The following is a 24690-nucleotide window of genomic DNA, read 5'->3' on the forward strand; positions in this document are numbered from 1 at the left end:
TTTATTTAGTTATCCCAAAATATAGTGTATGTTGTTGCATCTTTTTGGTCAGGAGAGTTGCGGTTAACCTCCAATTCAGATTGTGGCCAGAATAGTGACACTTGGTAAGGTCGATTACTTTCAGTTTCGCTATCTTCTAAAGGTGCAAAATTACCAGGTACCTTAATATCTAATTGATATTCTGGCGATGGACCGTTGGGATCAGCTAAGATAGGGTAGCCTGTTCGTCTGTAATCGTTATACTGATCAAATGGGTCACCAAATGTAGCTACCCATTTTTGCGTCATAATAATTTCTAGCCTCTTTTCTGTTGATGCTGCGTCATATTCAGCTAATATACCATTAATAAACTCATTAGCGCGCGGTGTACCTGCTAATAATGGTACAGTTTGCGACGTTTGAGAGTTCGCAACAACCTTATCTACCTTAGTAAATGATGCCATGATTGCACTTTGTAAAGTGGCTCTGGCATCTCCCGTTACTAAACTGACATTGATAAGTTCTGCTCTAATAAATAAATATTCATCGTAAGTTAGTATTCTATGAGGAGCAGCACCTGTACCGGCGGTTACATCCGCAATTCCACCTAAGCCGTCATCATATCTTCCGCCAGCAACAAATATTCCTGGGTAGGTTGATGAATTTCTTGAAGAACCATCTCGATCCGGTCCTACGCTACCAAATCTTATAGAATGAAAACCAGAGGAAGAATCAAAATAATCTGCTTTGGGATCGCCTGTAGTTGGATCACCAACATCTGGTGGTAATTGTCCAGGAATCAATTGGTTAAAATAGTAATATGGTAATCTTGGATCTGCTACATTATTGTGAATTGTTGGATTCCAACCTTTTAATATTTCATAAAACCATGGACTTGCGTGGTGCGCTGTCTGACCTGTTAAATAAGAATCTCTGAAAAGAGGGTTGCGTTCTTCTGCTGGAGACTGTGTTGTAGAATAGTTAAATTGAAAATCATCTTCATAGCTATCCATAAAATTACCTTGCGAAATTAATGTGCTTAATTTACTTGAATCAAACAAAGATGAAAGTCTAATTTCATTATAGAGTTTTAATTTGAGTGTATTTACAAACTTGTTCCATTTGGAAATATCTCCACCATAATATAAATCTTGAGTTCCAGGATTTGATCCTTCACCACTATTAATGTTTACCAAACCTTGATCGATTAAATCTAAAGCATTTTGATATACAGCCATTTGTTCTTCGAACTCAGGGCTTAATATTCCAAGTTCTAATTGCGCAGCTTCGGTATATGGAGCATCACCCCAAATATCCACAATAATAGTAGTTGCGTAACCTTTTAACACTTGTGCCATACCAACAGTTATCATTTCATTTTCTTCGGTACCTTGCGCGATGATTTGATTTGTTGACGTAAATACAGAGTATGCTACATTCCATGTATTGTTTACAGTAATATTATCTTGCTTAGCACCATATTGATCTTGTTCTTCTCGGAATACGAACTGATGAATGTAAGCAGAAAGAACTTCTGCAGAGTACAACCTGAATTCCGTAATATCATTAAAGCTTATTTCAGCGTCTGTTAATAACTGTACTATTGGCACAGCAGTGGGGTTATTGGGGTCTTCATTAACATCTAAATAATCGCTGCAGTTATAACAAATAACAGAAATTAATGTTATACCCAACACCAAAATTCTTTTTGGATTTATTTTAAATATATTTTTCATAATTATTTTTTTTTAAAATGTAACATTAAGTCTTATTCCATAGCGTTTTGAGTTCGGTGCAGACTGCGTCTCAATACCTTGAAGATTACTGCTGCCATATGCGGTAATATCTGGATCAAAATTGGTGTACTTTGGAACGTTTGGCGCAAAGTACCAAAGATTATTTCCTATAATTGATACATTTAAAGAACCAATAAATGTTTTCTCTAAAAACTTTCTCGGAACATCATAGCCTAAGGATATTTCTCTTAAACGATACACAGTTCCATCATATATATTCGCTTCATCGACACTATTAATAGCGAAAGTATTAGAGTTAGTAGTAGGAGAGAAGTATAAATTATTCGCTGTCAATTGTGTTGTGTTTGGTATTTGATCACCATTTACATCTAAAATAGGTAAGCCTGATGTTGGATCACCATAGAAACCAGGAATAATAAATGTTCCTTCTCTATCTTCTGTGTCTTTAGTTACACCTCTACCTAAAAGGGAACTAATAGTAGAAGAAGAGATGTCTCCACCTTCTTTCCAGTCAATCTGTGCACCAAAAGTAAATCCTTTGTATTTAACCGTGTTGATAAAACCAATCTTAAAATCGGGAGTTGGATCTCCAATAACTTTATTGTCTAAAGCTTGTAGGACACCACCGCCGCCTTCTTCAATTAAAAAGTTGCCGTTTGCATCTCTCGCAAAAGCCGTCCCATAAAACACTCCAAAAGGTTGCCCTTTTTTAGCATACGCAATTTGATTAACATCAATAGCAAACTGATCTAAACCTTCGATTAATTCGTTTACAACATTTTTGTTTTTAGTAAAAGAGGTAAACATGGTCCATGAAAAGTCGTCTGTACGAATTGGAGTTAAAGTTAACCCGATCTCGTAACCTTTGTTTTCCATTTCTCCAATGTTTGTTAGAAACGAAGAATATCCAGTTGAGTTAGGCACATTTACAGGAGAAATTAAATCTGTTGTCGTTTTCGTGTAATAGGTGAAATCTAGAATAATCCGCTTATTAAAAAACTCCAAATCAGCTCCAATTTCAAACTCTTCAGTATTCTCTTTAGTTAGACTAGGGTTTCCTAGTGTCGTAGGGATAAATACATTTGGTTGACCGTCCCATACGGAACCTATACCAAAAACCTTATTAATTTGATAAGGTTGTGCATCACGACTCACGTTAGCCCATCCACCACGAATTTTACCATAGTTTAAAATTTCATTATCAATACCTAACGCATCCGTGAAGACGAAAGATGCAGATACTGAAGGGTAGAATGAGCTGTTATCGTCTAGCGGTAATGTTGAGGACAAATCATTTCTAGCTGTAGCGTTTAAAAATAAATAATCTTTAAAACTTAGCCCTAGATCTCCAAACATACCAACTAATCGTCTACGCGTAGTAATATCATAATCGGATGTAACATTAGCGGTGTTGTTAATAGTAAAAATATCATCTGCAATTAGTTCTGTACCTGTATAACCTACATCGTGGGTAGATTGCTGATTGACGTTGTTTCCTACAATGAAATTTAAATTGATGTCATCCGATAAATCGTAATTAAAATTTAGAGTTAAAGTAGATTCAATTTCTTCACTGTCATAATCTTCTGTAACAATACGTCCAAGAGTCGCAGCTGCTCTAGAGCCTTTATCCGTAATTTCAATTCTTCCTAGACTATATCTGTTGACCCCTAACTGATATCGTGCACTAATGTGACTATTGAAGTCATATGAGAAATTTACGTTAGCAACGGTTCTGTTTGTTCCAGTTCTGATTTGATTATGTTCCCAAGACCATAATGGATGATCCCAACCACCATTAGGTATTACAGGGGCGCCATTAGCATCTTCGTATGGTAGATTTAGATCCCAATTACGACCTAATACCAAAGTTCTAGCGAAAGAAGAAGCTGCACCAGCAAATTGATTTTCACCAAAGAAAGCACCGACTTGGTATCCGTCAGAATAACTTAAATTACCTCCAATAGTTAAGCCATTTTCTAATTTGGTATTTCCACCTACAGAAAAATTGGTTCTTTTGTAGGTGTTAAAAGGAATATAGCCTTCTTGATCTAGGTTCGAAATAGTAACATTGAAATTAGAATTTTCTCCATTAGAACTAAATGATACTGAATTATCTCTTACGAATCCTGTTTTAAATAGATCCTTCACGTTATTTGGTTTAGCTTCATAAGCTATTGTTGGCCCAAATTGATCAGGGAAAGCAGTGAGTAAAGTGTTCCATGTTGGAATGGTTTCAAGCGAGTCAAAACGAGCACCCCAAGATCCATTGAAATTACCGTAGCTGAAGTTGGTTCCAGGGCCATAAGTGTTTTGGTAATCTGGTAGGTTTGCTATTTTTTCAAAATATGCACCACTAGTTAAACTAACCTCAAACCCTTTTCTAGAATTTCCTCCGGATTTTCCAGATTTAGTTGTGATTACAATTACCCCGTCCACAGCCCTAGATCCGTAAAGAGCAGCGGCAACTGAACCTTTCAAGACTTGTACATCTGCAATGTTATTTGGGTCTAAGGTAGATATACCAGACTCATAGCCACCACCACCAGTAATTTGGCTTGATGTTGTGATTTGATCGTTGCTGTAAGGCGTGCCATCAACAATAAATAAAGGCTGGTTGGTTCCTTGAAAGGAAGTAGTACCTCTAATCGTGATTTTGTTGGAAGCTCCGGCAACTCCAGTGGAAACGTTAACGTTTACACCAGGGACTTTACCGTTTAATGAACGGATTAAATCTGGTTCTGAGTTGTCTACAATTTCTTCGGATTTAACTGCTTTAACAGAATAACCTAGGGATTTTGCATTTCTTTTAATACCCAAAGCAGTGACAACTACTTCATCTAATGAAGATGCGTCTTCTTCTAATGCAACATTAATAGTATTTGAACTACCAACTACGACTTCTTCAGTTTTAAGTCCTATGTAGCTAATTATTATAATATCGCCTACATTAGCCTTTAACATAAATTTACCATCAAAATCGGTTTGTGTTCCGGTTGTAGTCCCCTTGATAATGACATTTACTCCAGGTAAGGGTAGCCCTGAGACATCAGACACCACGCCCGAAATTGTTTTCTCTTGCGCAAATGTGAGTTGTACAAGAAACACTAATAGTAGTGTTAAAAGTCCTCTGAATTTTGTTTTCATATTTGTTATAGATTAGATGTGATTGTTATCAAATATGATAAAATTTTGTTAAAAATCCTATAATTATGAGATAAATTTTATTTTGTTCAATAAAATGTGTTTTGTAATAATTTGTTAAAAAAGCCTTCGTAATTTATGCTAGGTTGCTGCCTTTTAAAGGTGCTTATAGTAAAAGTGAATTTGTGCTTTTAGTTGTAGATATTTATAGTAGAGACAATTACTATTTATGTAAGATTAACTTCGATTGTTTTACTGCTATTTTTTTTGTTTAAGATAGGATGTCTTATTGTATTTTAAATAAAAATACTAGCATGTTTTAGTAGAACTAAATTTATGAATATAGTTGTATCTATATTTTTTAACTTAATAATAAGAGGTAGGACCTCGTGGCTTTATTCAGTTTGCTTACAGATGGCTTTTCTGATATGCCAGGGAGAAGTGGTCAGAAAGTGGCTGTTAAACTAAGATGAACTTTTGAATCCGATAATTTAAATTGTCGATTTTCTGTTTTTCCACTAGAGTAATTAAGACGAAAAAGGCCTGCATTGGTAAGTAAACCCAGGCCAAAACCAAAACCAAAGAGTTTTTCTTTATTATCTGTAAGTTTATTTTCAAAATAAGCAGCATCTAATACGGAATGTACATATAGGCTAGTGCTTAGTCGGTAGCGATATTCTGTACTGAGAACTCCATATAAATTAGCCACTAAACTGTTTTCTTCAAACCCTCGTATAGAATTGATGCCACCAAATCGAAATAACTCATTATCTAAATAAGTGTCTGAAGCTAATGTTGCACTATTTATCCGAGCATAAAAGCTATTTTTATTATTGAGGTTAAAGATTTTGTAGGTGTCTAAAGTGAACACGGTTTGGTTTTGTGTTCCTAGATTGTTCGTTCGGCTTCCAAGTCCAGATGAAAATTCGAACCAAAAATTGACAGGAAATAATGGGTCGTAGGTCTGAGATTTTATATAATTATAATGAAGTGTATAGTAATTCGATTTGTAGTCGTTTAAAATATCAGTGTCATTCTCTAACAAATTAGTGGAGGTTGTCGTATTAATTCCAATGCCAACCTTATGCTGTGCGTTAATGAGGTAATTAATTTTAGCATATTGCTTAGCATTTAGAAATGTAGAGTCTTTTCTAAAGATATTGAGTCCAACTTGAAGCCCTATAGGAGAGCTAAATAAATAAGGTAAGTCTGCATCGACCATAAAGGTTTGTTGGTCTATTTCGTCACTTTTATATAAGAGATTTAGTGTTTCTCCAAAATTAAGGTTGTTAATGAGTCTTAAGTCTAAGTAACCATCAAATTCAATTTTATTGGTGTTTTCGTTGGTGCCAAAACCTAAAAATCCATCAAAGCTGTTTGTTTTTGTTTTTTCTACATAAATATATAGTGTCGTAGAATCTTGAGTAAAGAGTACTTCAGGATCTTTAATTTTAGAAGCAAAGCGCAGGTCGTTTAATAACTCTACTTTTTCTTTTATCGCATTGAGGTTAAAAGATTTTCTGGTCTTCAACTTCAAAAAATGTTTGATATAAGATTTCGGGAACTTTTCATATCCTTTTATAACAATCTTATCGATGCGCCTCTTTTCATTATAAACTATTTTTAAATTTGCTGATAGTAATTGGGGGGTCAACTTGGAAATATTAACGAGTTGTAATGTTGAAAACGGATCACCTTGTTCGGCAATTCTAGAATTTAAACGTTTTAAAAAGGTTTCAGTTTCTATTATATTAAGTTCGAAGAAGTTTTCATTTTTTAAATTCTTGTTTAATTTTAAAAGTTGAATATCAAAGCTAGAATCATAATACACACGGATTTTACGTATTTGTTTCCCTAAACTGAATCGTGCTTCGAATAATGTATCATTTTGTTTGCTTACACTTTCAAGTATGGTGTCTATATAACCTTGCTTATTAAGTTTTTCATTTATTAAATTGATTTCTGATTGTAAATGATTGTAATTGCTAAAGTCTTTTATATAGCCAATAGAGTCAATGACTCGAGATGCTGCTTCATTTTCGCCAACAATATTCAAATTAAGAGATTGCGCCATGCATTGATTTGATAAAATCAAGAATGAAGCAATAAAAAGAATTCGGCTCAAAAACAGCATTGGCATTAAATGGAATAACTCACTATAGTAACGTAAAAATAGGGTATAATATATAGGTCTAAAAAAAAACTTTAGATATAAATGAAAAATTAATACACAACTGTTTGAATTATAGATATTAATTTCTACCTTTGCAGCCCTCAAAAGTGAGGGTTAATAAAATTTTATATAGAAATATATGCCAACAATTTCACAATTAGTACGAAAAGGAAGAGCCAAAATAACCAAGAAGAGTAAATCGGCTGCTTTAGATTCGTGTCCTCAAAGACGTGGTGTATGTACTCGTGTTTATACAACGACACCTAAGAAACCTAACTCAGCAATGCGTAAGGTAGCAAGGGTTCGTTTAACAAACGGAAACGAAGTAAATGCATACATTGGTGGAGAAGGTCACAATTTACAAGAGCACTCGATAGTATTGGTTAGAGGTGGAAGGGTAAAAGATTTACCAGGAGTTAGATATCACATCGTTCGTGGTGCTTTAGATACAGCAGGTGTATCAGGAAGAACACAACGTAGATCTAAGTATGGTGCAAAACGCCCTAAGAAGTAATTAAAAACTTTAAGAAGAAGACATGAGAAAAAGAGCAGCAAAAAAGAGACCGCTTTTACCAGATCCAAGATTTAATGATCAGTTAGTAACACGTTTTGTTAACATGATGATGTGGGATGGTAAGAAGTCTATCGCTTTTAAAGTATTCTATGACGCAATTGATATTGTTGAAGAGAAAAAGAATGATGACGAAAAAACAGCTTTAGAGATTTGGAAAGAAGCTTTATCTAACGTAATGCCTCACGTAGAAGTGCGTAGTCGTCGTGTTGGTGGTGCTACATTCCAGATTCCAATGCAGATTCGTCCAGACCGTAAGGTTTCTACAGCAATGAAATGGTTAATTAGCTTTTCACGCAAAAGAAACGAAAAATCTATGGCGCAACGTTTAGCAGCAGAAGTATTAGCTGCAGCTAAAGAAGAAGGAGCAGCTGTTAAGAAAAGAACAGATACTCATAAGATGGCAGAAGCAAATAAAGCATTCTCACACTTTAGATTTTAAGAAATGGCAAGAGATTTAAAACTTACAAGAAATATAGGGATTGCAGCTCACATTGATGCTGGGAAAACTACTACTACGGAACGAGTTCTTTATTATACAGGAGTTTCACATAAAATTGGTGAAGTTCATGATGGTGCTGCAACTATGGACTGGATGGAGCAAGAGCAGGAGAGAGGTATTACAATTACATCTGCTGCAACTACTTGTGAATGGGTTTTTCCTAAAGAAAATGCAGAGCCTACACCGGAAGCGCAGAGCTACCATTTTAATATTATTGACACACCAGGTCACGTAGATTTTACGGTTGAAGTAAATCGTTCATTACGTGTACTTGATGGTTTAGTATTCTTATTTAGTGCAGTTGATGGTGTTGAGCCACAATCTGAAACTAACTGGAGACTTGCTGATAACTATAAAGTGCCTCGTATTGGTTTCGTTAATAAAATGGACCGTCAAGGATCTGACTTTTTAGGTGTTTGTCAACAAGTAAAAGATATGTTGAAGTCTAATGCGGTGCCAATCGTTTTAAACATTGGTGACGAAGAAGATTTTAAAGGTATTATAGATTTAGTAAAGAATAGAGCTATAGTTTGGCATGATGAAACTCAAGGGGCAACTTTTGATGTTATTGAAATCCCAGAAAATCTTAAAGCTGAAGCTAGAAAATATAGAGCTTTACTTATAGAAGAAGTAGCTGGTTACGATGAGAACCTATTAGAAAAATTCATGGAAGATGAAGATTCTATTACAGAAGACGAAGTGCACGCTGCACTTAGAGCTGCTGTAATGGATATGGCAATTATTCCTATGATTTGTGGTTCTGCTTTTAAAAATAAAGGTGTGCAGTTTTTATTAGATGCTGTTTGTCGTTATTTACCTTCTCCAATGGATAAGGATGGTATCGTGGGTGTGAATCCAGATACTGAAAAGGAAGAGCTTCGTAAGCCAAGTGTTAAGGAGCCTTTCGCTGCATTAGCATTTAAAATTGCAACAGATCCTTTCGTAGGTCGTTTAGCATTTTTTAGAGCATATTCTGGTCGTTTAGATGCAGGTTCTTACGTGTTGAACAATCGTTCAGGTAAGAAAGAACGTATTTCTCGTATTTATCAAATGCATGCTAACAAACAGAATGCAATTGATTTTATAGAAGCTGGTGATATTGGAGCTGCTGTTGGATTTAAATCTATCAAAACAGGAGATACTTTAACAGACGAAAAGCATCCACTAGTTTTAGAGTCTATGGACTTTCCAGATCCAGTAATTGGTATTGCGGTTGAGCCTAAGACGAAAGCAGATGTAGATAAATTAGGGATGGGCTTGGCTAAGTTAGCAGAAGAAGATCCAACATTTACTGTGCGTTCAGATGAAGCTTCAGGGCAGACTATTATTTCTGGAATGGGGGAATTACACTTAGATGTAATTGTAGATCGTTTAAAAAGAGAATTTAATGTAGAGGTTAACCAAGGTCAGCCACAAGTTGAATATAAAGAAGCTATTACACAATCTGCAGATCATAGAGAGGTTTATAAGAAACAATCTGGTGGTCGTGGTAAATTTGCTGATATCGTATTTACGATTGAACCAGCGGATGAAGGTGTGGTAGGATTACAATTTGAATCTGTAATTAAAGGTGGTAACGTTCCTAAAGAATTTATCCCTTCAATTGAAAAAGGATTTAAAATGGCTATGCAAAATGGACCATTAGCTGGTTTTGAAGTAGATGCAATGAAAGTGACATTGAGAGATGGATCTTATCACGATGTCGATTCAGATCAGTTATCATTCGAATTAGCAGCTAAGCTTGGATTTAAAAATTCAGCAAGAGCAGCAAAAGCAGTTATAATGGAACCGATTATGAAACTTGAGGTGATTACACCAGAAGAGAATATGGGTGATATTGTAGGTGATTTAAATAGAAGACGTGGAATGATGGAAGGTATGGGTGACCGTGCAGGTGCTAAAACAATTAAAGCTACAGTACCGCTTTCTGAAATGTTTGGTTATGTTACTACATTAAGAACATTATCTTCAGGTAGAGCGACATCAACTATGGAATTTTCACATTATGCTGAAACTCCAGCAAACGTGTCAGCAGACGTAATCAAAGCAGCTAAAGGAGAAGAATCTTAAAAAGTTAAGAAAATGAGTCAAAAAATTAGAATCAAATTAAAGTCTTACGATCATAACTTGGTAGATAAGTCTGCTGATAAGATTGTAAAAACAGTAAAAAGTACAGGTGCAGTAGTAACAGGACCAATTCCATTACCAACACACAAAAAGATTTTCACTGTATTACGTTCACCACACGTAAATAAGAAGTCTAGAGAACAATTTCAATTAAGCTCTTATAAGCGTTTATTAGATATTTACTCTTCATCTTCTAAAACAATTGACGCTTTAATGAAACTTGAATTGCCAAGTGGAGTTGAAGTTGAGATTAAAGTGTAATTACACAGTAACATGTCCCGAGCTGCGAGCGAAGGAAAAACGGTAAAAATACAATTCAAGGCTGAAACGTATTTTCGGCCTTGAATTTTATATATGTATGGACAATTCGCGAGTTGTCCCAAAAAAACAAAGAATGGCAAGTCGCGAATTGTCACAATAAAAACAAAAAATTATGTCTGGGTTAATTGGAAAAAAAATCGGTATGACCAGCATTTTCGATGAAAATGGGAAGAACATTCCTTGTACAGTAATCGAAGCTGGACCATGTATCGTTACCCAAGTCAGAACTGAAGAAGTGGATGGTTATTCAGCCCTTCAATTAGGTTTCGATGACGCGACAGAAAAAAGCGCTACTAAAGCAGACTTAGGTCATGCTAAAAAAGCGGGTACTTCTGTAAAACGCAAAGTTGTTGAATTTAAAGGTTTTGATGCGGAGTACAAATTAGGTGATGCTATTACAGTAGAACAATTTATTGAAGGTGAATTTGTGGATATCGCAGGTACGTCTAAAGGTAAAGGTTTTCAAGGTGTAGTAAAGCGTCATGGATTCGGTGGTGTAGGTCAAGCAACGCATGGTCAACATAACCGTTTAAGAGCTCCAGGTTCTATTGGTGCAGCTTCTTATCCTGCGAGAGTATTCAAAGGAATGAAGATGGCAGGTAGAATGGGTGGTGACACAGTTAAAGTTCAAAATTTAAGAGTTTACAAAGTAGTTCCAGAAAAGAACTTACTAGTGGTAAAAGGATGTGTTCCTGGTCACAAGAATTCTTATGTAATCATTGAGAAATAATGAAGATAGCAGTTTTAGATATAAACGGAAAAGATACGGGTAGACAAGCTGAGCTTTCTAAAGACGTATTCGCTATAGAGCCTAATAATCACGCAGTCTATTTAGATGTTAAGCAATTCTTAGCAAATCAAAGACAAGGGACGCATAAGGCAAAAGAAAGAGCAGAAATCTCTGGAAGTACACGTAAGATAAAGAAACAGAAAGGTACTGGTACTGCAAGAGCAGGTAGTATTAAATCTGGTGTATTTAAAGGTGGTGGTCGTATGTTTGGTCCTAGACCAAGAAATTACGGTTTTAAGTTAAACAAAAACCTTAAGCGATTAGCACGTAGATCTGCACTAAGTATTAAAGCAAATGATAAGTCAATTTTAGTAATGGAAGATTTCAATTTTGATGCTCCAAAGACTAAAAATTTCCTGAATGTTTTAAAGGCTTTAGAAGTAGAAAACAAAAAATCTCTTATTGTGTTGGGTGGTACAAATAATAATGTATATTTGTCCTCACGCAATTTTAAAGGTTCTGAAGTTATAACAGCTTCAGAATTAAGTACTTATAAAATTATGAATGCTAATAAAGTAATTCTAATTGAAAGTGCTTTAGAAGGAATTGAATCGAATTTAAGTAAATAGAACAGATGAGTATCTTAAAAAAACCTATAATCACAGAAAAAGCAACCATGCAAAGTGAGTTGTTAAATGCGTATGCATTTGAAGTGAACACTAAGGCGAACAAGGTAGAAATCAAAAAAGCGGTGGAAGCTGCTTATGGAGTTTCTGTTGAAAAAGTTCGTACAATAAATGTCCGTCCAGATCGTAAGACCAAGTTTACAAAAACTGGTGTTCAACATGGTAAAACAAATGCAATTAAAAAAGCAATTGTACAACTGGCGGAAGGTGAAACAATAGATTTATACACTAACATGTAATTTTAGACATTAATGTCAGTAAGAAAATTAAAACCGATCACATCAGGTCAGCGATTTAGAGTAGTAAATGGATTCGATGCCATTACTACTGATAAGCCGGAGAAAAGCTTGCTTGCTCCGAAAAAGAGATCTGGTGGTAGAAACAATCGAGGAAAAATGACAATTCGCCAAGTAGGTGGAGGTCATAAGAAAAGGTATCGTATTATCGATTTCAAACGTAACAAAGCTGGGATTCCTGGTGAAGTTAAGTCAATTGAATACGATCCAAACAGAACAGCATTTATTGCGCTTTTAAACTACCAAGATGGTGAGAAACGATACGTTATCGCTCAAAATGGTTTGCAAGTAGGGCAAAACATAGTTGCTGGTGAAACAGGTATCGCTCCAGAAATTGGAAATGCAATGCCTTTAAGTGAAATACCATTAGGAACAATTATTTCTTGTATTGAGTTACGTCCTGGTCAAGGTGCTGTAATGGCGCGTAGTGCTGGTGCATTCGCTCAGTTAATGGCAAGAGGTGATAAATTTGCTACAGTAAAGTTACCGTCTGGTGAAACTAGAATGATTTTAGTGACATGTATGGCTACTGTTGGTGCGATTTCAAATTCAGATCATCAATTACTAGTATCTGGTAAAGCAGGTAGAAGTAGATGGTTAGGAAGACGTCCAAGAGTAAGACCAGTAGTGATGAACCCAGTAGATCACCCAATGGGTGGTGGTGAAGGTAAATCTTCAGGTGGTCATCCAAGATCTAGAAACGGTATTCCTGCTAAAGGATTTAGAACACGTTCTAAGACGAAGGCGAGTAATAAGTATATTGTAGAACGTAGAAAGAAATAATTAAGATAGTATGGCACGTTCATTAAAAAAAGGACCTTATATCCACTATAAATTAGATAAGAAAGTTGCAGAAAATGTAGCTTCAAACAAAAAGACGGTGATCAAAACTTGGTCTAGGGCTTCAATGATTTCTCCGGATTTCGTTGGACAAACTATAGCAGTTCACAATGGTCGTCAATTTGTTCCAGTATTTGTTACTGAAAATATGGTAGGTCATAAATTAGGAGAATTTTCACCAACACGATCTTTTAGAGGTCATGCAGGTGCTAAGAATAAAGGTAAAAAATAAGAATCATGGGAAGTCGTAAAAAACAAATGGCGGAAGCTATTAAAGCCGAGAAAAAGCAGGTTGCTTTTGCAAAGCTAAATAACTGTCCTACTTCTCCAAGAAAAATGCGTTTAGTAGCGGATTTAGTAAGGGGAGAAAAGGCAGAGAAAGCTCTTCAGATTCTTAGATTTAGTCAAAAAGAAGCGTCACGTCGTTTAGAAAAACTTGTTATGTCTGCTATCGCAAACTGGCAAGCTAAAAACGAAGATGCAGATGTTGAAGAAGCTAAATTGTTTATCAAAGAAATTAGAGTAGATGGTGGTTCTATGTTAAAGAGATTGCGTCCAGCACCTCAAGGTAGAGCACACAGAATTAGAAAGAGATCTAATCACGTAACAGTGGTTGTAGATGCAATAAATAAAACACAAAGCTAAGATAGAGATATGGGACAAAAGACAAATCCAATCGGAAATCGCTTAGGAATTATCAGAGGATGGGAGTCTAATTGGTACGGAGGAAACGATTATGGTGATAAACTTGCCGAAGACGATAAGATTAGAAAATACGTTCACGCGCGTTTATCTAAAGCTAGTGTAAGTAGAGTAATTATTGAGCGTACGCTTAAACTTGTAACCGTTACTATCACTACTGCCAGACCTGGTATTATTATCGGTAAAGGTGGCCAAGAGGTAGATAAGTTAAAAGAAGAGCTTAAGAAAATTACTGGCAAAGAAGTTCAATTGAACATCTTTGAAATTAAAAGACCTGAACTAGATGCATTTTTAGTAGCAGCAAGTGTTGCTCGTCAAATTGAAAGCCGAATTTCATACAGACGTGCAATAAAAATGGCTATCGCCGCTGCCATGCGTATGAATGCTGAAGGAATTAAAATTCAGATTAGTGGTCGTTTGAATGGTGCTGAAATGGCACGTTCTGAACATTATAAAGAAGGACGTATTCCTTTGTCTACTTTTAGAGCTGATATTGATTATGCTTTAGTAGAAGCACATACTACTTATGGTAGATTGGGCATCAAGGTTTGGATAATGAAAGGCGAAGTATATGGAAAAAGAGAACTTTCTCCATTAGTCGGTTTATCTAAACAACAAAAAGGTAAAGGTGGACGTGGTGGAAACAAGAACCAATCTCGTCGTAGAAAGTAATTTTTTAAAGAAAAGACAAAATGTTACAGCCTAAAAGAACAAAATTTCGTAAGCAGCAAAAAGGACGTATGAAAGGAAATGCAGGAAGAGGTCATTTGTTATCAAATGGTACTTTCGGTATTAAATCATTAGAATCAACTTTTATTACTGCACGTCAAATAGAAGCAGCGCGTATTGCCGCTACTCGTTACATGAAAAGAGAAGGATCGTTATGGATTAAAATATTTCCAGACAAGCCTATCACAAAGAAACCTCTTGAAGTACGTATGGGTAAAGGTAAAGGTGCCGTTGAATATTGGGCAGCAGTTGTAAGACCAGGACGTATGTTATTTGAAATAAGCGGTGTGCCATTAGAAACAGCTCAAGAAGCGCTTCGATTGGCAGCACAGAAACTTCCTGTAAAAACTAAGTTTATCATAGCTAGAGATTACGAAGCTTAATAGAAAGATATTATGAAGCAATCAGAAATTAAACAGCTTTCAATAGCTGAGTTACAAGAGAAACTTAGTGAATCTAAGAAGAGTTATACGGACCTGAAAATGGCTCATACAATTTCTCCTTTAGATAACCCAATTCAGTTACGAGTAGCTCGTCGCACAGTAGCTAGAGTAGCAACAGAATTAACTAATAGAGACGTACAATAATTGTATTCTGCTGAAAGATGGAAAAAAGAAACTTAAGAAAAGAACGTATAGGGATCGTAACTAGTAACAAAATGGAGAAATCTATTGTTGTTTCAGAAGTTAAGAAGGTAAAACACCCTATGTATGGAAAATTCGTGTTAAAGACTAAGAAATATGTCGCACACGATGAGACAAACGACTGCAACGAAGGAGATACAGTAAAGATCATGGAAACACGACCTTTAAGTAAATCTAAATGTTGGAGATTAGTAGAAATAATTGAAAGAGCGAAGTAATTATGTTACAACAAGAATCAAGATTAAAAGTAGCTGATAACACTGGTGCAAAGGAAGTTTTAACTATCCGTGTACTAGGTGGAACCAAAAGAAGGTATGCTTCTGTAGGGGATAAAATCGTAGTATCTGTAAAAGATGCTACACCAAACGGTAGCATTAAGAAAGGTGCTGTTTCTACAGCAGTTGTTGTACGTACAGCTAAGGAAGTAAGACGTCCTGATGGATCTTATATTAGATTTGATGACAATGCATGTGTACTTTTAAATCCTCAAGGGGAGATGAGAGGAACTCGTGTTTTTGGTCCTGTAGCAAGAGAACTTCGTGATAAACAATTCATGAAAATAGTATCATTAGCACCAGAAGTGCTTTAATTGATAAATAAAATGACAAAGCTTAAAATAAAATCAGGAGATACAGTAAAAGTAATTGCTGGTGATCATAAAGGATCAGAAGGTAAGGTACTTAAAGTATTAATAGATAAGAACAAAGCCATCGTGGAAGGTGTAAATATGGTTAAGAAACATACTAAACCAAGTGCACAAAGTCCTCAAGGTGGTATTGTAGAGAAAGAAGCATCTATGCATATCTCTAACTTATCGTTGTTAACTTCTAAAGGAGAAACAACTAGAGTTGGTTATAAAATGGATGGCGATAATAAAGTGAGATTTTCTAAAAAATCTAATGAAGTAATTTAACTATGGCTTACGTTGCAAGATTAAAACAAGAGTACAAGGACAAAATTGTTCCTGCTCTTACGGAAGAATTTGGATATAAAAATGTAATGCAAGTACCTAAGCTTACTAAGATAGTAATATCTAAGGGTGTTGGTGCTGCTGTTGCGGATAAGAAATTAATCGATCACGCAGTAGAAGAACTTACAAAAATATCAGGACAGAAAGCTATACATACAATGTCTAAGAAAGATGTTGCTTCTTTTAAGTTACGTAAAGGGATGCCAATTGGTGCCAAAGTAACATTAAGAGGAGAACAAATGTATGAGTTCTTAGATCGTTTAGTAACTTCAGCTTTACCACGAGTAAGAGATTTCAACGGAATTAAAGCTACAGGTTTTGATGGACGTGGAAACTATAACTTAGGTATTGTAGAGCAAATTATTTTTCCAGAAATAGATATTGATAAAGTCAATAAAATTTCGGGAATGGATATCACATTTGTGACTTCTGCTGACACCGATAAGGAAGCAAAGTCTTTATTAACAGAACTAGGATTACCATTTAAAAAGAATTAATTATGGCTAAAGAATCAATGAAAGCCCGTGAGGTTAAGCGTTCTAAAACGGTAGCTAAATATGCAGAGAAACGCAAAGCTTTAAAAGAAGCTGGCGATTATGAAGCATTACAAAAGTTGCCAAAAAATGCATCACCTATACGTCAGCACAACCGTTGCAAACTTACAGGAAGACCTAAAGGTTACATGAGACAATTTGGAATTTCTCGTGTAATGTTTAGAGAAATGGCTAACCAAGGATTAATTCCTGGTGTTAGAAAAGCAAGTTGGTAAAAAATTATAAATTGGTTTCAGGTTTGGCAATAGTGCCGAAAACCGCTACCGCAAATTAATACATATGAACACAGATCCAATAGCGGATTATTTAACGCGAGTTAGAAACGCAGTAAAGGCAAATCACAGAGTGGTTGAGATTCCTGCATCTAACTTAAAAAAAGAAATAACTAAGATTTTATTCGATCAAGGATTTATCTTAAGTTATAAATTTGACGATTCTACAGTACAAGGTACTATCAAAATTGCTTTGAAGTACAGCAAAGAGACTAAAGAGTCAGTCATCAAAAAAATTCAAAGAATCAGTAAACCAGGTTTACGTAAATATGCTTCTTCTAACGAAATGCCAAGAATCCTTAACGGTTTAGGTATTGCAATTGTTTCTACATCTCACGGAGTGATGACAGGAAAACAAGCGCAGAGAGAAAATGTAGGTGGTGAAGTTATTTGTTACGTATACTAAAAACAGGAAATTATGTCAAGAATAGGTAAAAACCCAATAACAGTTCCTGAAGGTGTAACAGTTGAGATTAAAGACAACATGATTACTGCAAAAGGTAAACTTGGAGAATTAACTCAAGAGTATTCGGAGATTGGAATTAAATTAGAAGACGGTACTATCACTTTAGAACGTGCTTCTGACAAGAAAGATTTAAGAGCAAAACATGGTCTTTATAGAGCATTAATTGCTAACATGATAGAAGGTGTATCAAAAGGCTGGACCAAAGAACTAGAATTAGTTGGTGTAGGTTATAGAGCATCTAATCAAGGACAAAAATTAGATTTAGCCGTAGGATTTTCTCATAATATTGTTTTGGACATCGCTCCAGAAGTAACAGTAGAGACAATCTCAGAAAAAGGTAAGAATCCAAGAGTTAAATTAACGTCTTTTGACAAACAATTAGTTGGCCAAGTAGCTGCAAAGATTCGCGGTTTTAGAAGGCCAGAACCTTACAAAGGAAAAGGTATCAAGTTTGTTGGTGAAGAAATTAGAAGAAAAGCAGGTAAATCAGCTTAATAATTAAGTTATGGCATTGACAAAGAACGAAAGAAGATTAAGAATAAAGAGCAGAATCCGTAAGGTAGTATCTGGTACTGAAACAAGACCAAGATTGGCTGTTTTTAGAAGTAATAAAGAAATTTATGCTCAAGTTGTAGATGATGTTACTGGTAAGACTTTAGCTGCTGCATCTTCAAGAGATAAGGACATTGTAGAGTCTAAAGGAAACAAAACAGAAGTAGCTGCTTTAGTAGGTAAATCTGTTGGGGAAAAAGCTAAGAAAGCTGGTGTAGAAACTATTTCTTTCGATAGAGGTGGTTACTTATATCATGGAAGAGTAAAATCATTAGCAGAAGGAGCTAGAGAAGCAGGACTTAAATTTTAAGACATTATGTATCAAAAATATAAAAACGCAGAGCTTGTTAAACCAAGCGGATTAGAATTAAAAGATCGCTTAGTTGGCGTGCAGCGTGTAACTAAAGTAACAAAAGGTGGTAGAGCATTTGGTTTTTCTGCAATTGTTGTTGTAGGTGACGAAACAAATGTTGTAGGACAAGGTTTAGGTAAGTCTAAAGATGTAGCTACTGCAATTGCTAAAGCTGTTGAAGATGCTAAGAAAAACTTAGTGAGAATTCCTATTCTTAAAGGAACGATTCCACATGAGCAAAAAGGTAAATATGGTGGAGCAAGAGTTAACATAATTCCAGCTGCACCTGGTACAGGAGTTATTGCAGGTGGTGCGGTAAGAGTTGTTCTTGAAGCAGTAGGTGTACATGATGTATTATCTAAGTCTCAAGGATCTTCTAACCCTCACAATGTGGTAAAAGCAACTTTTGATGCTTTATTACAATTGAGAGATGCTAAATCTGTAGCTAAAGAACGTGGTATTTCACTTGAAAAAGTATTTAACGGATAATCGATAGGATAAGATGGCAAAGATTAAAGTAAAGAAAGTAAAAAGCGCAATCAATCGTACTAAAAGACAAAAGCTTACATTAGCAGCTTTAGGTCTAAAGAAGATTGGTCAAGTTGTAGAGCACGACGCCACACCAAACATCCTTGGTATGGTTAAGAAAGTTGAACACTTAGTTTCTGTAGAAGAAGCTTAATAATATAACTTAAAAATGGATTTAAGTAATTTAAAACCTGCAGAAGGTTCAGTAAAAAATCAAGGAAAACGTATTGGACGTGGACAAGGATCTGGTAAAGGTGGTACTGCAACTCGTGGTCACAAAGGTGCAAAGTCTCGTTCAGGTTATTCTAAGAAATTAGGATTTGAAGGTGGTCAAATGCCATTACAAAGACGTGTTCCTAAATTTGGATTTACAAATATTAACAGAGTAGAATATCAAGGTGTAAACTTAGATACATTACAGAAGTTAGTAGAAGAAAAAGTAATAAAGGACAGTGTTGATTTTGAAACTTTATTATCTCTAGGATTAGTTGGTAAAAACGAACTAGTTAAAATCTTAGGTAGAGGTGAGTTAAAAACGAAATTAACAGTAACCGCTCATAAATTTACTGCTACGGCAAAAGCTGCTATTGAAGCTGCTGGTGGTGAAGCTGTAACTTTATAAGATTATAGGATGAAAATAATAGAAACATTAAAAAACGTTTGGAAAATCACAGAACTTAAGGATAGAATTATTCTAACCTTAGGTTTACTGTTAGTGTATCGTTTTGGTGCTCAGGTAGTATTGCCGGGTATTAATATTGATTCCTTAGGTGGTTTACAAGCCGGTATGGATGGTGGTATATTAGGATTGTTAAATGCATTTACAGGTGGAGCTTTCGCTAACGCCTCAGTATTTGCTTTAGGTATTATGCCTTACATTTCTGCTTCCATTGTTGTTCAATTAATGGGTATTGCGATTCCTTATCTACAAAAGCTTCAGAAAGAAGGTGCTAGTGGTCAGAAGAAAATCACTCAAATTACACGTTGGTTAACTATCGGTATTTGTTTGGTACAAGCTCCTGGTTATTTAGCTAGTATTCCAGGTTTATCTGGTTCATCATCAATGAGTGCTATGTTAGTTCCTGGTTTTAATGAAAATATTTTTTACTTTTCTTCAGTGATTATTTTAGTGACAGGTTGTGTATTTGCAATGTGGTTAGGTGAAAAAATTACAGATAAAGGAATAGGGAATGGTATTTCATTGTTAATTATGGTTGGTATTATTGCAACGTTACCTCAGACATTTATTCAAAATGCAGCTTCTCGTTTAGAAGGTGGTAATGGTGGATTTATGATGATATTATTTGAAATGGTCATCTGGTTCGTAATTATATTAGCGTCAATATTCTTAGTAATGGCTGTTAGAAAGATAGCTGTTCAATACGCAAGAAGAACGGCGTCCGGTGGTTATGAGAAGAATGTATTCGGATCACGTCAGTTTTTGCCATTAAAGCTTAACGCTTCTGGTGTAATGCCAATTATCTTTGCACAAGCAATTATGTTTGTCCCTAGTTTAATCGGTAGTTCTGCTTGGTTAAAAGATACAAGTACAGGTGTTTGGATGCAAACTAATTTTCAAGATATGTTTGGGTTCTGGTATAATTTAATGTTTGCTTTATTAATTATCGTATTTACGTATTTTTATACTGCAATTACAGTACCTACTAACAAAATGGCTGATGATTTAAAACGTAGTGGTGGATTTATTCCAGGTATACGTCCAGGATCTGAAACGTCTGAGTATTTGGATAAAATTATGTCACAAATAACATTACCTGGTTCTATATTTTTAGCCTTGGTTGCTATTTTCCCTGCGTTCGTTCATACATTAATGGATGTGCAGCAAGGATGGGCATTATTCTTTGGTGGAACATCACTATTAATTATGGTGGGTGTAGCTATTGATACGATGCAACAGATTAATTCTTATTTATTAAATAAGCATTATGATGGTTTGATGAAAACAGGTAAGAACAGAAAAGCGGTGGCGCAATAAGATTTAATTATGGCAAAACAAGCAGCAATAGAACAAGACGGAACTATTATAGAAGCATTATCAAATGCTATGTTTCGTGTTGAATTAGAAAATGGTCATATAGTGACTGCACATATCTCTGGTAAAATGCGTATGCATTACATTAAGTTGTTGCCAGGAGATAAAGTGAAATTAGAAATGAGTCCTTACGATTTAACGAAGGCTCGTATAACTTATAGATACTAATACGATGAAAGTTAGAGCATCAGTAAAGAAAAGAAGCGCAGACTGTAAATTAGTGCGCAGAAAAGGTAGACTTTACGTCATTAACAAAAAGAATCCTAGATTCAAACAAAGACAAGGGTAATTATGGCAAGAATTGCAGGTGTAGACATACCAAAACAGAAAAGAGGAGTTATCTCTTTAACTTATATCTACGGAGTAGGTAGAAGTAGATCTCAAGAAATTTTAGCAGCTGCTAAAGTTGATGAGAACACAAAAGTACAAGATTGGACTGACGACGAAATTGGAGCAATCCGTGAAGCTGTTGGAACTTTTAAAATCGAAGGTGAATTACGTTCTGAAACTCAAATGAACATTAAGCGATTAATGGATATTGGATGTTATAGAGGTATTCGTCATAGAGTTGGTCTTCCATTGAGAGGGCAACGTACTAAGAATAACTCACGTACAAGAAAAGGAAGACGTAAAACAGTTGCTAACAAAAAGAAAGTAACTAAGTAATAAATAGTCTTTAGTCTATTAGACGTTGGAAAGAATCTGTTTGAAATTTAACGGTTTAGGATTCTAGCGACTATAAACTAATACTAAAAGCTAAAAATAAAATGGCAAAAGCAAGTACTAAAAAACGTAAAGTTATAGTTGATGCAATTGGTGAGGCGCATATCACGGCATCTTTCAACAACATCATTATTTCTTTAACGAACAAAAAAGGTGACGTAATTTCATGGTCATCAGCTGGTAAAATGGGCTTTAGAGGTTCTAAAAAGAACACTCCATACGCTGCTCAGTTAGCTGCAGAAGATGCTTCGGCAGTAGCTAAAGAAGCTGGTTTGAAGAAAGTGAAAGTATACGTAAAAGGACCAGGTAACGGTAGAGAATCTGCAATAAGATCTATACACAATGCTGGTATTGAAGTTTCAGAAATCATTGATGTAACTCCATTACCACATAACGGTTGTCGTCCACCAAAAAGACGTAGAGTTTAATTTGAATTCTATTCAGTTTTCTAATTAGAACAGTTAGAAATACTTACTCAAATTTTTTAATAAACTAATATCTCGCATTTATGTGCTGATATTAGTTTATTTTGTATAAATTTGCAAACTGAAAAATATTAACAAGTATCAACAAGAGATCAACGATTTTTGAAGGATAAGATTAAGACCTTAATTCAATTATCACTCTTAAAAAACAATTAAAAATGGCAAGATATACTGGTCCTAAAACTAAAATAGCTCGTAAATTTGGACAAGCTATCTTCGGAGACGACAAAGCCTTCGAAAAAAGAAATTATCCTCCAGGACAACATGGAAACGCTAGACGTCGTGGAAAAAAATCTGAATACTCAATTCAGTTAATGGAAAAGCAAAAAGCTAAATATACTTATGGTATTTTAGAAAAGCAATTCAGAAACATGTTCAAAAGAGCAACATCTGCTAAAGGAATTACAGGTGAAGTATTACTTCAATCTTGTGAATCTCGTTTAGATAATGTTGTATTTAGAATGGGAATTTCTCCTTCTAGAAGTGGTGCTAGACAATTAGTATCTCACAGACATATTACAGTAAATGGTGAAAAGGTAAACATTCCTTCTTACCAATTAAAAGCTGGTGATGTTGTAGGTGTTAGAGAAAAGTCTAAATCATTAGAAGCGATACAAAACTCATTGTCTAACTCTAGCAATGTTTTTGAATGGATTACTTGGAATACAAGCACAATGGAAGGTACTTATGTTGCTGTTCCTGCTAGAATCCAAATTCCAGAACAAATCAACGAGCAATTAATCGTTGAACTTTACTCTAAATAATAATTAATCATATTGGGATTTAGCCAAAGGATTTATTAGTCTTCTTCATACTTATAAATCGCGCAACTAAATAACAATTAAAACGAAGAACATATGGCAATATTAAATTTTCAGAAACCAGATAAAGTAATCATGATTGATTCTACTGATTTTGAAGGTAAGTTTGAATTTAGACCTTTAGAACCAGGATATGGATTAACAGTTGGAAATGCTTTAAGACGTGTTTTATTATCTTCTTTAGAAGGTTTTGCAATCACATCTGTAAGAATTGAAGGTGTAGATCATGAGTTTTCTACTATCGCAGGTGTTGTAGAAGATGTTACTGAAATGATTTTAAACTTAAAGCAAGTTAACTTTAAGCGTCAAATTGATGAAGTGGATAACGAAACTGTTACTATTTCTATCTCAGGACAAAATCAAATTACAGCTGGTGATTTCCAGAAGTTTATCTCTGGGTTCCAAGTATTAAATACAGATTTAGTTATCTGTAACTTAGATCCTAAAGTAAACATCAATATGGAATTAACTATTGAAAAAGGAAGAGGTTATGTTCCTGCAGAAGAAAATAAGAAAGCTTCAGCAGCAATTGGAACCATCTTTACGGATTCAATTTTTACACCAATCCAGAATGTAAAATATGCTATCGAAAACTTCCGTGTTGAGCAAAAAACGGATTATGAAAAATTAGTTTTTGAAATTAGAACTGATGGATCAATTAATCCTAAAGATGCTTTAACAGAAGCTGCTAAAATATTAATTCACCACTTCATGTTATTCTCTGATGAGCGTATCACTTTAGAAGCTGATGAAATTGCACAGACTGAAACTTATGATGAAGAATCACTTCACATGAGACAACTATTGAAAACTAAATTAGTTGATATGGATCTTTCTGTACGTGCGCTTAATTGTTTAAAAGCTGCAGAAGTAGATACTTTAGGAGACTTAGTATCGTTCAATAAAAACGATTTAATGAAATTCAGAAACTTCGGTAAGAAGTCTTTAACAGAGCTAGAAGAACTAGTAAATGTTAAAGGTTTAAACTTCGGAATGGATTTAAGCAAATATAAATTAGATAAAGACTAAATATAGTATGCCATTCTTGTTTCATCACTAAGCATAGTCGAAGTGAAAGTAGGAATGGCATTCATATTTGAAATAATTATTATTAATCATATTTTGCTCCTCAAAAAAGAGTTTAGTAGCAAGATGAGAAAACAAAAGTCATGAGACACGGAAAAAAATTCAACCACTTAGGAAGACAGACAGCACACAGAAAGTCAATGTTAGCTAATATGGCTTGTTCTTTAATAGAGCACAAGCGTATTAACACTACCGTTGCAAAAGCGAAAGCTTTAAAGCAGTTTGTAGAACCTATGATTACAAAATCTAAAACAGATACGACGCACAACAGACGTATTGTTATGGCTAAGCTAAGACAAACAGAAGTTGTTGCAGAATTGTTTAGAGATGTAGCACCAAAGATTGGTGATCGTCCAGGTGGTTATACACGTATCATCAAATTAGGAAACAGATTAGGAGATAACGCTGATATGGCAATGATAGAATTAGTTGATTACAACGAAATCTACAACGCTGACAAAGCACCTAAGAAAACAACTCGTAGAAGTAGAAGAGGAGGAAGTAAGGCTGCAGCTACTGCACCTGCTGCTACTGAAACTAAAGCTTCAAACGAAGAAGAAGAATAGTAAATATGCTAACGAAAGTTCGAGAAGATTTTCAATTCAATGTGAATAAAAAATTTGCACT

General features: G+C 35.0%; 35 protein-coding genes. 32 read left to right on the top strand and 3 right to left on the bottom strand.

What is annotated here, in order from left to right; translation table 11 throughout:
• Window positions 1-5 precede the first annotated feature (5 nt).
• From HM986_RS14685 to HM986_RS14695, 3 genes are all read right to left on the bottom strand, one after another.
• Window positions 6-1715 carry a SusD/RagB family nutrient-binding outer membrane lipoprotein gene (locus HM986_RS14685; protein WP_179335847.1) on the bottom strand — a complete coding sequence of 570 codons (1710 nt, stop codon included), beginning with the start codon at window positions 1713-1715 and terminating at the stop codon, window positions 6-8.
• Window positions 1716-1727: 12 nt separating this feature from the next.
• Window positions 1728-4883, bottom strand: coding sequence for a SusC/RagA family TonB-linked outer membrane protein (locus tag HM986_RS14690; protein WP_179335848.1), 3156 nt, complete (start codon window positions 4881-4883; stop codon window positions 1728-1730).
• Window positions 4884-5325: 442 nt separating this feature from the next.
• Window positions 5326-6954 carry a POTRA domain-containing protein gene (locus HM986_RS14695; protein WP_179335849.1) on the bottom strand — a complete coding sequence of 543 codons (1629 nt, stop codon included), beginning with the start codon at window positions 6952-6954 and terminating at the stop codon, window positions 5326-5328.
• Between the two features lie 238 nt (window positions 6955-7192).
• Here HM986_RS14695 and rpsL point away from each other — a divergent pair, with 238 nt between their 5' ends.
• The 32 genes from rpsL to rplQ all read left to right on the top strand — a co-directional run bounded on the left by rpsL (window position 7193) and on the right by rplQ (window position 24629).
• Window positions 7193-7567 carry a 30S ribosomal protein S12 gene (gene rpsL / locus HM986_RS14700; protein WP_019386263.1) on the top strand — a complete coding sequence of 125 codons (375 nt, stop codon included), beginning with the start codon at window positions 7193-7195 and terminating at the stop codon, window positions 7565-7567.
• 22 nt (window positions 7568-7589) lie between these two features.
• A complete protein-coding gene (rpsG, locus tag HM986_RS14705) occupies window positions 7590-8066 on the top strand; it encodes a 30S ribosomal protein S7 (RefSeq protein WP_020897658.1) in 477 nt (158 codons plus the stop codon).
• Window positions 8067-8069: 3 nt separating this feature from the next.
• Window positions 8070-10196 carry an elongation factor G gene (gene fusA, locus HM986_RS14710; protein ID WP_179335850.1) on the top strand — a complete coding sequence of 709 codons (2127 nt, stop codon included), beginning with the start codon at window positions 8070-8072 and terminating at the stop codon, window positions 10194-10196.
• A gap of 12 nt (window positions 10197-10208) precedes the next feature.
• Window positions 10209-10514: a 30S ribosomal protein S10 gene (gene rpsJ, locus HM986_RS14715; RefSeq protein ID WP_007650482.1), complete on the top strand. Its 306-nt coding sequence runs from the start codon at window positions 10209-10211 to the stop codon at window positions 10512-10514.
• A 172-nt stretch (window positions 10515-10686) separates the two neighbouring features.
• Window positions 10687-11304 (top strand): 50S ribosomal protein L3, encoded by a 618-nt coding sequence (gene rplC / locus HM986_RS14720; protein ID WP_040756786.1) that lies wholly within the window; start codon window positions 10687-10689, stop codon window positions 11302-11304.
• Window positions 11304-11933: a 50S ribosomal protein L4 gene (gene rplD, locus HM986_RS14725; RefSeq protein ID WP_179335851.1), complete on the top strand. Its 630-nt coding sequence runs from the start codon at window positions 11304-11306 to the stop codon at window positions 11931-11933. Before rplC ends, rplD begins: the two co-directional genes overlap by 1 nt.
• A gap of 5 nt (window positions 11934-11938) precedes the next feature.
• Window positions 11939-12229: a 50S ribosomal protein L23 gene (rplW, locus tag HM986_RS14730; protein ID WP_179335852.1), complete on the top strand. Its 291-nt coding sequence runs from the start codon at window positions 11939-11941 to the stop codon at window positions 12227-12229.
• 12 nt (window positions 12230-12241) lie between these two features.
• Window positions 12242-13069 carry a 50S ribosomal protein L2 gene (gene rplB / locus HM986_RS14735; RefSeq protein ID WP_179335853.1) on the top strand — a complete coding sequence of 276 codons (828 nt, stop codon included), beginning with the start codon at window positions 12242-12244 and terminating at the stop codon, window positions 13067-13069.
• A gap of 10 nt (window positions 13070-13079) precedes the next feature.
• Window positions 13080-13358, top strand: a complete 279-nt coding sequence (gene rpsS, locus HM986_RS14740; RefSeq protein ID WP_020897652.1) for a 30S ribosomal protein S19 — start codon at window positions 13080-13082, stop codon at window positions 13356-13358.
• Between the two features lie 5 nt (window positions 13359-13363).
• Entirely contained in the window at window positions 13364-13771 is a 408-nt protein-coding gene (gene rplV, locus HM986_RS14745; protein WP_092446804.1) for a 50S ribosomal protein L22, read from the top strand.
• A 9-nt stretch (window positions 13772-13780) separates the two neighbouring features.
• Window positions 13781-14500 (top strand): 30S ribosomal protein S3, encoded by a 720-nt coding sequence (rpsC, locus tag HM986_RS14750; RefSeq protein ID WP_179335854.1) that lies wholly within the window; start codon window positions 13781-13783, stop codon window positions 14498-14500.
• A gap of 20 nt (window positions 14501-14520) precedes the next feature.
• On the top strand, window positions 14521-14940 hold the full coding sequence (gene rplP / locus HM986_RS14755) for a 50S ribosomal protein L16 (RefSeq protein ID WP_020897649.1): 420 nt from the start codon (window positions 14521-14523) through the stop codon (window positions 14938-14940).
• A gap of 12 nt (window positions 14941-14952) precedes the next feature.
• Window positions 14953-15144, top strand: coding sequence for a 50S ribosomal protein L29 (gene rpmC, locus HM986_RS14760; protein ID WP_020897648.1), 192 nt, complete (start codon window positions 14953-14955; stop codon window positions 15142-15144).
• 17 nt (window positions 15145-15161) lie between these two features.
• Window positions 15162-15419, top strand: coding sequence for a 30S ribosomal protein S17 (gene rpsQ / locus HM986_RS14765; RefSeq protein WP_040756784.1), 258 nt, complete (start codon window positions 15162-15164; stop codon window positions 15417-15419).
• Between the two features lie 2 nt (window positions 15420-15421).
• Window positions 15422-15790 carry a 50S ribosomal protein L14 gene (gene rplN, locus HM986_RS14770; protein WP_092469503.1) on the top strand — a complete coding sequence of 123 codons (369 nt, stop codon included), beginning with the start codon at window positions 15422-15424 and terminating at the stop codon, window positions 15788-15790.
• Between the two features lie 12 nt (window positions 15791-15802).
• Complete coding sequence (gene rplX / locus HM986_RS14775) at window positions 15803-16114, top strand: 50S ribosomal protein L24 (RefSeq protein ID WP_020897645.1); 312 nt, start codon at window positions 15803-15805, stop codon at window positions 16112-16114.
• Between the two features lie 2 nt (window positions 16115-16116).
• Window positions 16117-16668: a 50S ribosomal protein L5 gene (gene rplE, locus HM986_RS14780; protein ID WP_179335855.1), complete on the top strand. Its 552-nt coding sequence runs from the start codon at window positions 16117-16119 to the stop codon at window positions 16666-16668.
• A 2-nt stretch (window positions 16669-16670) separates the two neighbouring features.
• On the top strand, window positions 16671-16940 hold the full coding sequence (gene rpsN, locus HM986_RS14785) for a 30S ribosomal protein S14 (RefSeq protein WP_020897643.1): 270 nt from the start codon (window positions 16671-16673) through the stop codon (window positions 16938-16940).
• Window positions 16941-17004: 64 nt separating this feature from the next.
• Window positions 17005-17403, top strand: a complete 399-nt coding sequence (gene rpsH / locus HM986_RS14790; protein ID WP_179335856.1) for a 30S ribosomal protein S8 — start codon at window positions 17005-17007, stop codon at window positions 17401-17403.
• Between the two features lie 12 nt (window positions 17404-17415).
• Window positions 17416-17958 carry a 50S ribosomal protein L6 gene (gene rplF / locus HM986_RS14795; protein ID WP_179335857.1) on the top strand — a complete coding sequence of 181 codons (543 nt, stop codon included), beginning with the start codon at window positions 17416-17418 and terminating at the stop codon, window positions 17956-17958.
• A gap of 10 nt (window positions 17959-17968) precedes the next feature.
• A complete protein-coding gene (rplR, locus tag HM986_RS14800) occupies window positions 17969-18325 on the top strand; it encodes a 50S ribosomal protein L18 (protein ID WP_179335858.1) in 357 nt (118 codons plus the stop codon).
• 6 nt (window positions 18326-18331) lie between these two features.
• Entirely contained in the window at window positions 18332-18856 is a 525-nt protein-coding gene (gene rpsE / locus HM986_RS14805) for a 30S ribosomal protein S5 (protein WP_179335859.1), read from the top strand.
• A 13-nt stretch (window positions 18857-18869) separates the two neighbouring features.
• The gene (rpmD, locus tag HM986_RS14810) at window positions 18870-19049 is read left to right on the top strand and encodes a 50S ribosomal protein L30 (protein WP_020897638.1); all 180 of its coding nucleotides are present in this window, start codon (window positions 18870-18872) and stop codon (window positions 19047-19049) included.
• Between the two features lie 15 nt (window positions 19050-19064).
• A complete protein-coding gene (gene rplO, locus HM986_RS14815; RefSeq protein ID WP_179335860.1) occupies window positions 19065-19517 on the top strand; it encodes a 50S ribosomal protein L15 in 453 nt (150 codons plus the stop codon).
• 9 nt (window positions 19518-19526) lie between these two features.
• Window positions 19527-20891: a preprotein translocase subunit SecY gene (gene secY, locus HM986_RS14820; protein WP_179335861.1), complete on the top strand. Its 1365-nt coding sequence runs from the start codon at window positions 19527-19529 to the stop codon at window positions 20889-20891.
• Window positions 20892-20900: 9 nt separating this feature from the next.
• Window positions 20901-21116, top strand: a complete 216-nt coding sequence (infA, locus tag HM986_RS14825; RefSeq protein WP_007094967.1) for a translation initiation factor IF-1 — start codon at window positions 20901-20903, stop codon at window positions 21114-21116.
• A gap of 4 nt (window positions 21117-21120) precedes the next feature.
• Window positions 21121-21237, top strand: a complete 117-nt coding sequence (gene ykgO, locus HM986_RS14830) for a type B 50S ribosomal protein L36 (RefSeq protein WP_008269159.1) — start codon at window positions 21121-21123, stop codon at window positions 21235-21237.
• Window positions 21238-21239: 2 nt separating this feature from the next.
• Window positions 21240-21614, top strand: a complete 375-nt coding sequence (rpsM, locus tag HM986_RS14835) for a 30S ribosomal protein S13 (RefSeq protein WP_020897635.1) — start codon at window positions 21240-21242, stop codon at window positions 21612-21614.
• Window positions 21615-21715: 101 nt separating this feature from the next.
• Window positions 21716-22099 carry a 30S ribosomal protein S11 gene (gene rpsK / locus HM986_RS14840; RefSeq protein ID WP_020897634.1) on the top strand — a complete coding sequence of 128 codons (384 nt, stop codon included), beginning with the start codon at window positions 21716-21718 and terminating at the stop codon, window positions 22097-22099.
• Window positions 22100-22314: 215 nt separating this feature from the next.
• Complete coding sequence (gene rpsD / locus HM986_RS14845) at window positions 22315-22920, top strand: 30S ribosomal protein S4 (RefSeq protein ID WP_179335862.1); 606 nt, start codon at window positions 22315-22317, stop codon at window positions 22918-22920.
• 93 nt (window positions 22921-23013) lie between these two features.
• A complete protein-coding gene (locus HM986_RS14850; protein WP_020897632.1) occupies window positions 23014-24006 on the top strand; it encodes a DNA-directed RNA polymerase subunit alpha in 993 nt (330 codons plus the stop codon).
• 140 nt (window positions 24007-24146) lie between these two features.
• Window positions 24147-24629, top strand: coding sequence for a 50S ribosomal protein L17 (rplQ, locus tag HM986_RS14855; RefSeq protein ID WP_178984439.1), 483 nt, complete (start codon window positions 24147-24149; stop codon window positions 24627-24629).
• The last annotated feature ends 61 nt before the right edge of the window (window positions 24630-24690 follow it).

It is taken from the genome of Winogradskyella costae (genome assembly GCF_013403865.1).
GTDB classification, from domain to species: Bacteria; Bacteroidota; Bacteroidia; order Flavobacteriales; family Flavobacteriaceae; genus Winogradskyella; species Winogradskyella costae.

Coding starts and splice junctions, on each gene's coding strand:
- HM986_RS14685 (WP_179335847.1), bottom strand. CDS start 1,715: ATGAAAAATATATTTAAAATAAATCCAAAAAGAATTTTGGTGTTGGGT.
- HM986_RS14690 (WP_179335848.1), bottom strand. CDS start 4,883: ATGAAAACAAAATTCAGAGGACTTTTAACACTACTATTAGTGTTTCTT.
- HM986_RS14695 (WP_179335849.1), bottom strand. CDS start 6,954: ATGGCGCAATCTCTTAATTTGAATATTGTTGGCGAAAATGAAGCAGCA.
- rpsL (WP_019386263.1), top strand. CDS start 7,193: ATGCCAACAATTTCACAATTAGTACGAAAAGGAAGAGCCAAAATAACC.
- rpsG (WP_020897658.1), top strand. CDS start 7,590: ATGAGAAAAAGAGCAGCAAAAAAGAGACCGCTTTTACCAGATCCAAGA.
- fusA (WP_179335850.1), top strand. CDS start 8,070: ATGGCAAGAGATTTAAAACTTACAAGAAATATAGGGATTGCAGCTCAC.
- rpsJ (WP_007650482.1), top strand. CDS start 10,209: ATGAGTCAAAAAATTAGAATCAAATTAAAGTCTTACGATCATAACTTG.
- rplC (WP_040756786.1), top strand. CDS start 10,687: ATGTCTGGGTTAATTGGAAAAAAAATCGGTATGACCAGCATTTTCGAT.
- rplD (WP_179335851.1), top strand. CDS start 11,304: ATGAAGATAGCAGTTTTAGATATAAACGGAAAAGATACGGGTAGACAA.
- rplW (WP_179335852.1), top strand. CDS start 11,939: ATGAGTATCTTAAAAAAACCTATAATCACAGAAAAAGCAACCATGCAA.
- rplB (WP_179335853.1), top strand. CDS start 12,242: ATGTCAGTAAGAAAATTAAAACCGATCACATCAGGTCAGCGATTTAGA.
- rpsS (WP_020897652.1), top strand. CDS start 13,080: ATGGCACGTTCATTAAAAAAAGGACCTTATATCCACTATAAATTAGAT.
- rplV (WP_092446804.1), top strand. CDS start 13,364: ATGGGAAGTCGTAAAAAACAAATGGCGGAAGCTATTAAAGCCGAGAAA.
- rpsC (WP_179335854.1), top strand. CDS start 13,781: ATGGGACAAAAGACAAATCCAATCGGAAATCGCTTAGGAATTATCAGA.
- rplP (WP_020897649.1), top strand. CDS start 14,521: ATGTTACAGCCTAAAAGAACAAAATTTCGTAAGCAGCAAAAAGGACGT.
- rpmC (WP_020897648.1), top strand. CDS start 14,953: ATGAAGCAATCAGAAATTAAACAGCTTTCAATAGCTGAGTTACAAGAG.
- rpsQ (WP_040756784.1), top strand. CDS start 15,162: ATGGAAAAAAGAAACTTAAGAAAAGAACGTATAGGGATCGTAACTAGT.
- rplN (WP_092469503.1), top strand. CDS start 15,422: ATGTTACAACAAGAATCAAGATTAAAAGTAGCTGATAACACTGGTGCA.
- rplX (WP_020897645.1), top strand. CDS start 15,803: ATGACAAAGCTTAAAATAAAATCAGGAGATACAGTAAAAGTAATTGCT.
- rplE (WP_179335855.1), top strand. CDS start 16,117: ATGGCTTACGTTGCAAGATTAAAACAAGAGTACAAGGACAAAATTGTT.
- rpsN (WP_020897643.1), top strand. CDS start 16,671: ATGGCTAAAGAATCAATGAAAGCCCGTGAGGTTAAGCGTTCTAAAACG.
- rpsH (WP_179335856.1), top strand. CDS start 17,005: ATGAACACAGATCCAATAGCGGATTATTTAACGCGAGTTAGAAACGCA.
- rplF (WP_179335857.1), top strand. CDS start 17,416: ATGTCAAGAATAGGTAAAAACCCAATAACAGTTCCTGAAGGTGTAACA.
- rplR (WP_179335858.1), top strand. CDS start 17,969: ATGGCATTGACAAAGAACGAAAGAAGATTAAGAATAAAGAGCAGAATC.
- rpsE (WP_179335859.1), top strand. CDS start 18,332: ATGTATCAAAAATATAAAAACGCAGAGCTTGTTAAACCAAGCGGATTA.
- rpmD (WP_020897638.1), top strand. CDS start 18,870: ATGGCAAAGATTAAAGTAAAGAAAGTAAAAAGCGCAATCAATCGTACT.
- rplO (WP_179335860.1), top strand. CDS start 19,065: ATGGATTTAAGTAATTTAAAACCTGCAGAAGGTTCAGTAAAAAATCAA.
- secY (WP_179335861.1), top strand. CDS start 19,527: ATGAAAATAATAGAAACATTAAAAAACGTTTGGAAAATCACAGAACTT.
- infA (WP_007094967.1), top strand. CDS start 20,901: ATGGCAAAACAAGCAGCAATAGAACAAGACGGAACTATTATAGAAGCA.
- ykgO (WP_008269159.1), top strand. CDS start 21,121: ATGAAAGTTAGAGCATCAGTAAAGAAAAGAAGCGCAGACTGTAAATTA.
- rpsM (WP_020897635.1), top strand. CDS start 21,240: ATGGCAAGAATTGCAGGTGTAGACATACCAAAACAGAAAAGAGGAGTT.
- rpsK (WP_020897634.1), top strand. CDS start 21,716: ATGGCAAAAGCAAGTACTAAAAAACGTAAAGTTATAGTTGATGCAATT.
- rpsD (WP_179335862.1), top strand. CDS start 22,315: ATGGCAAGATATACTGGTCCTAAAACTAAAATAGCTCGTAAATTTGGA.
- HM986_RS14850 (WP_020897632.1), top strand. CDS start 23,014: ATGGCAATATTAAATTTTCAGAAACCAGATAAAGTAATCATGATTGAT.
- rplQ (WP_178984439.1), top strand. CDS start 24,147: ATGAGACACGGAAAAAAATTCAACCACTTAGGAAGACAGACAGCACAC.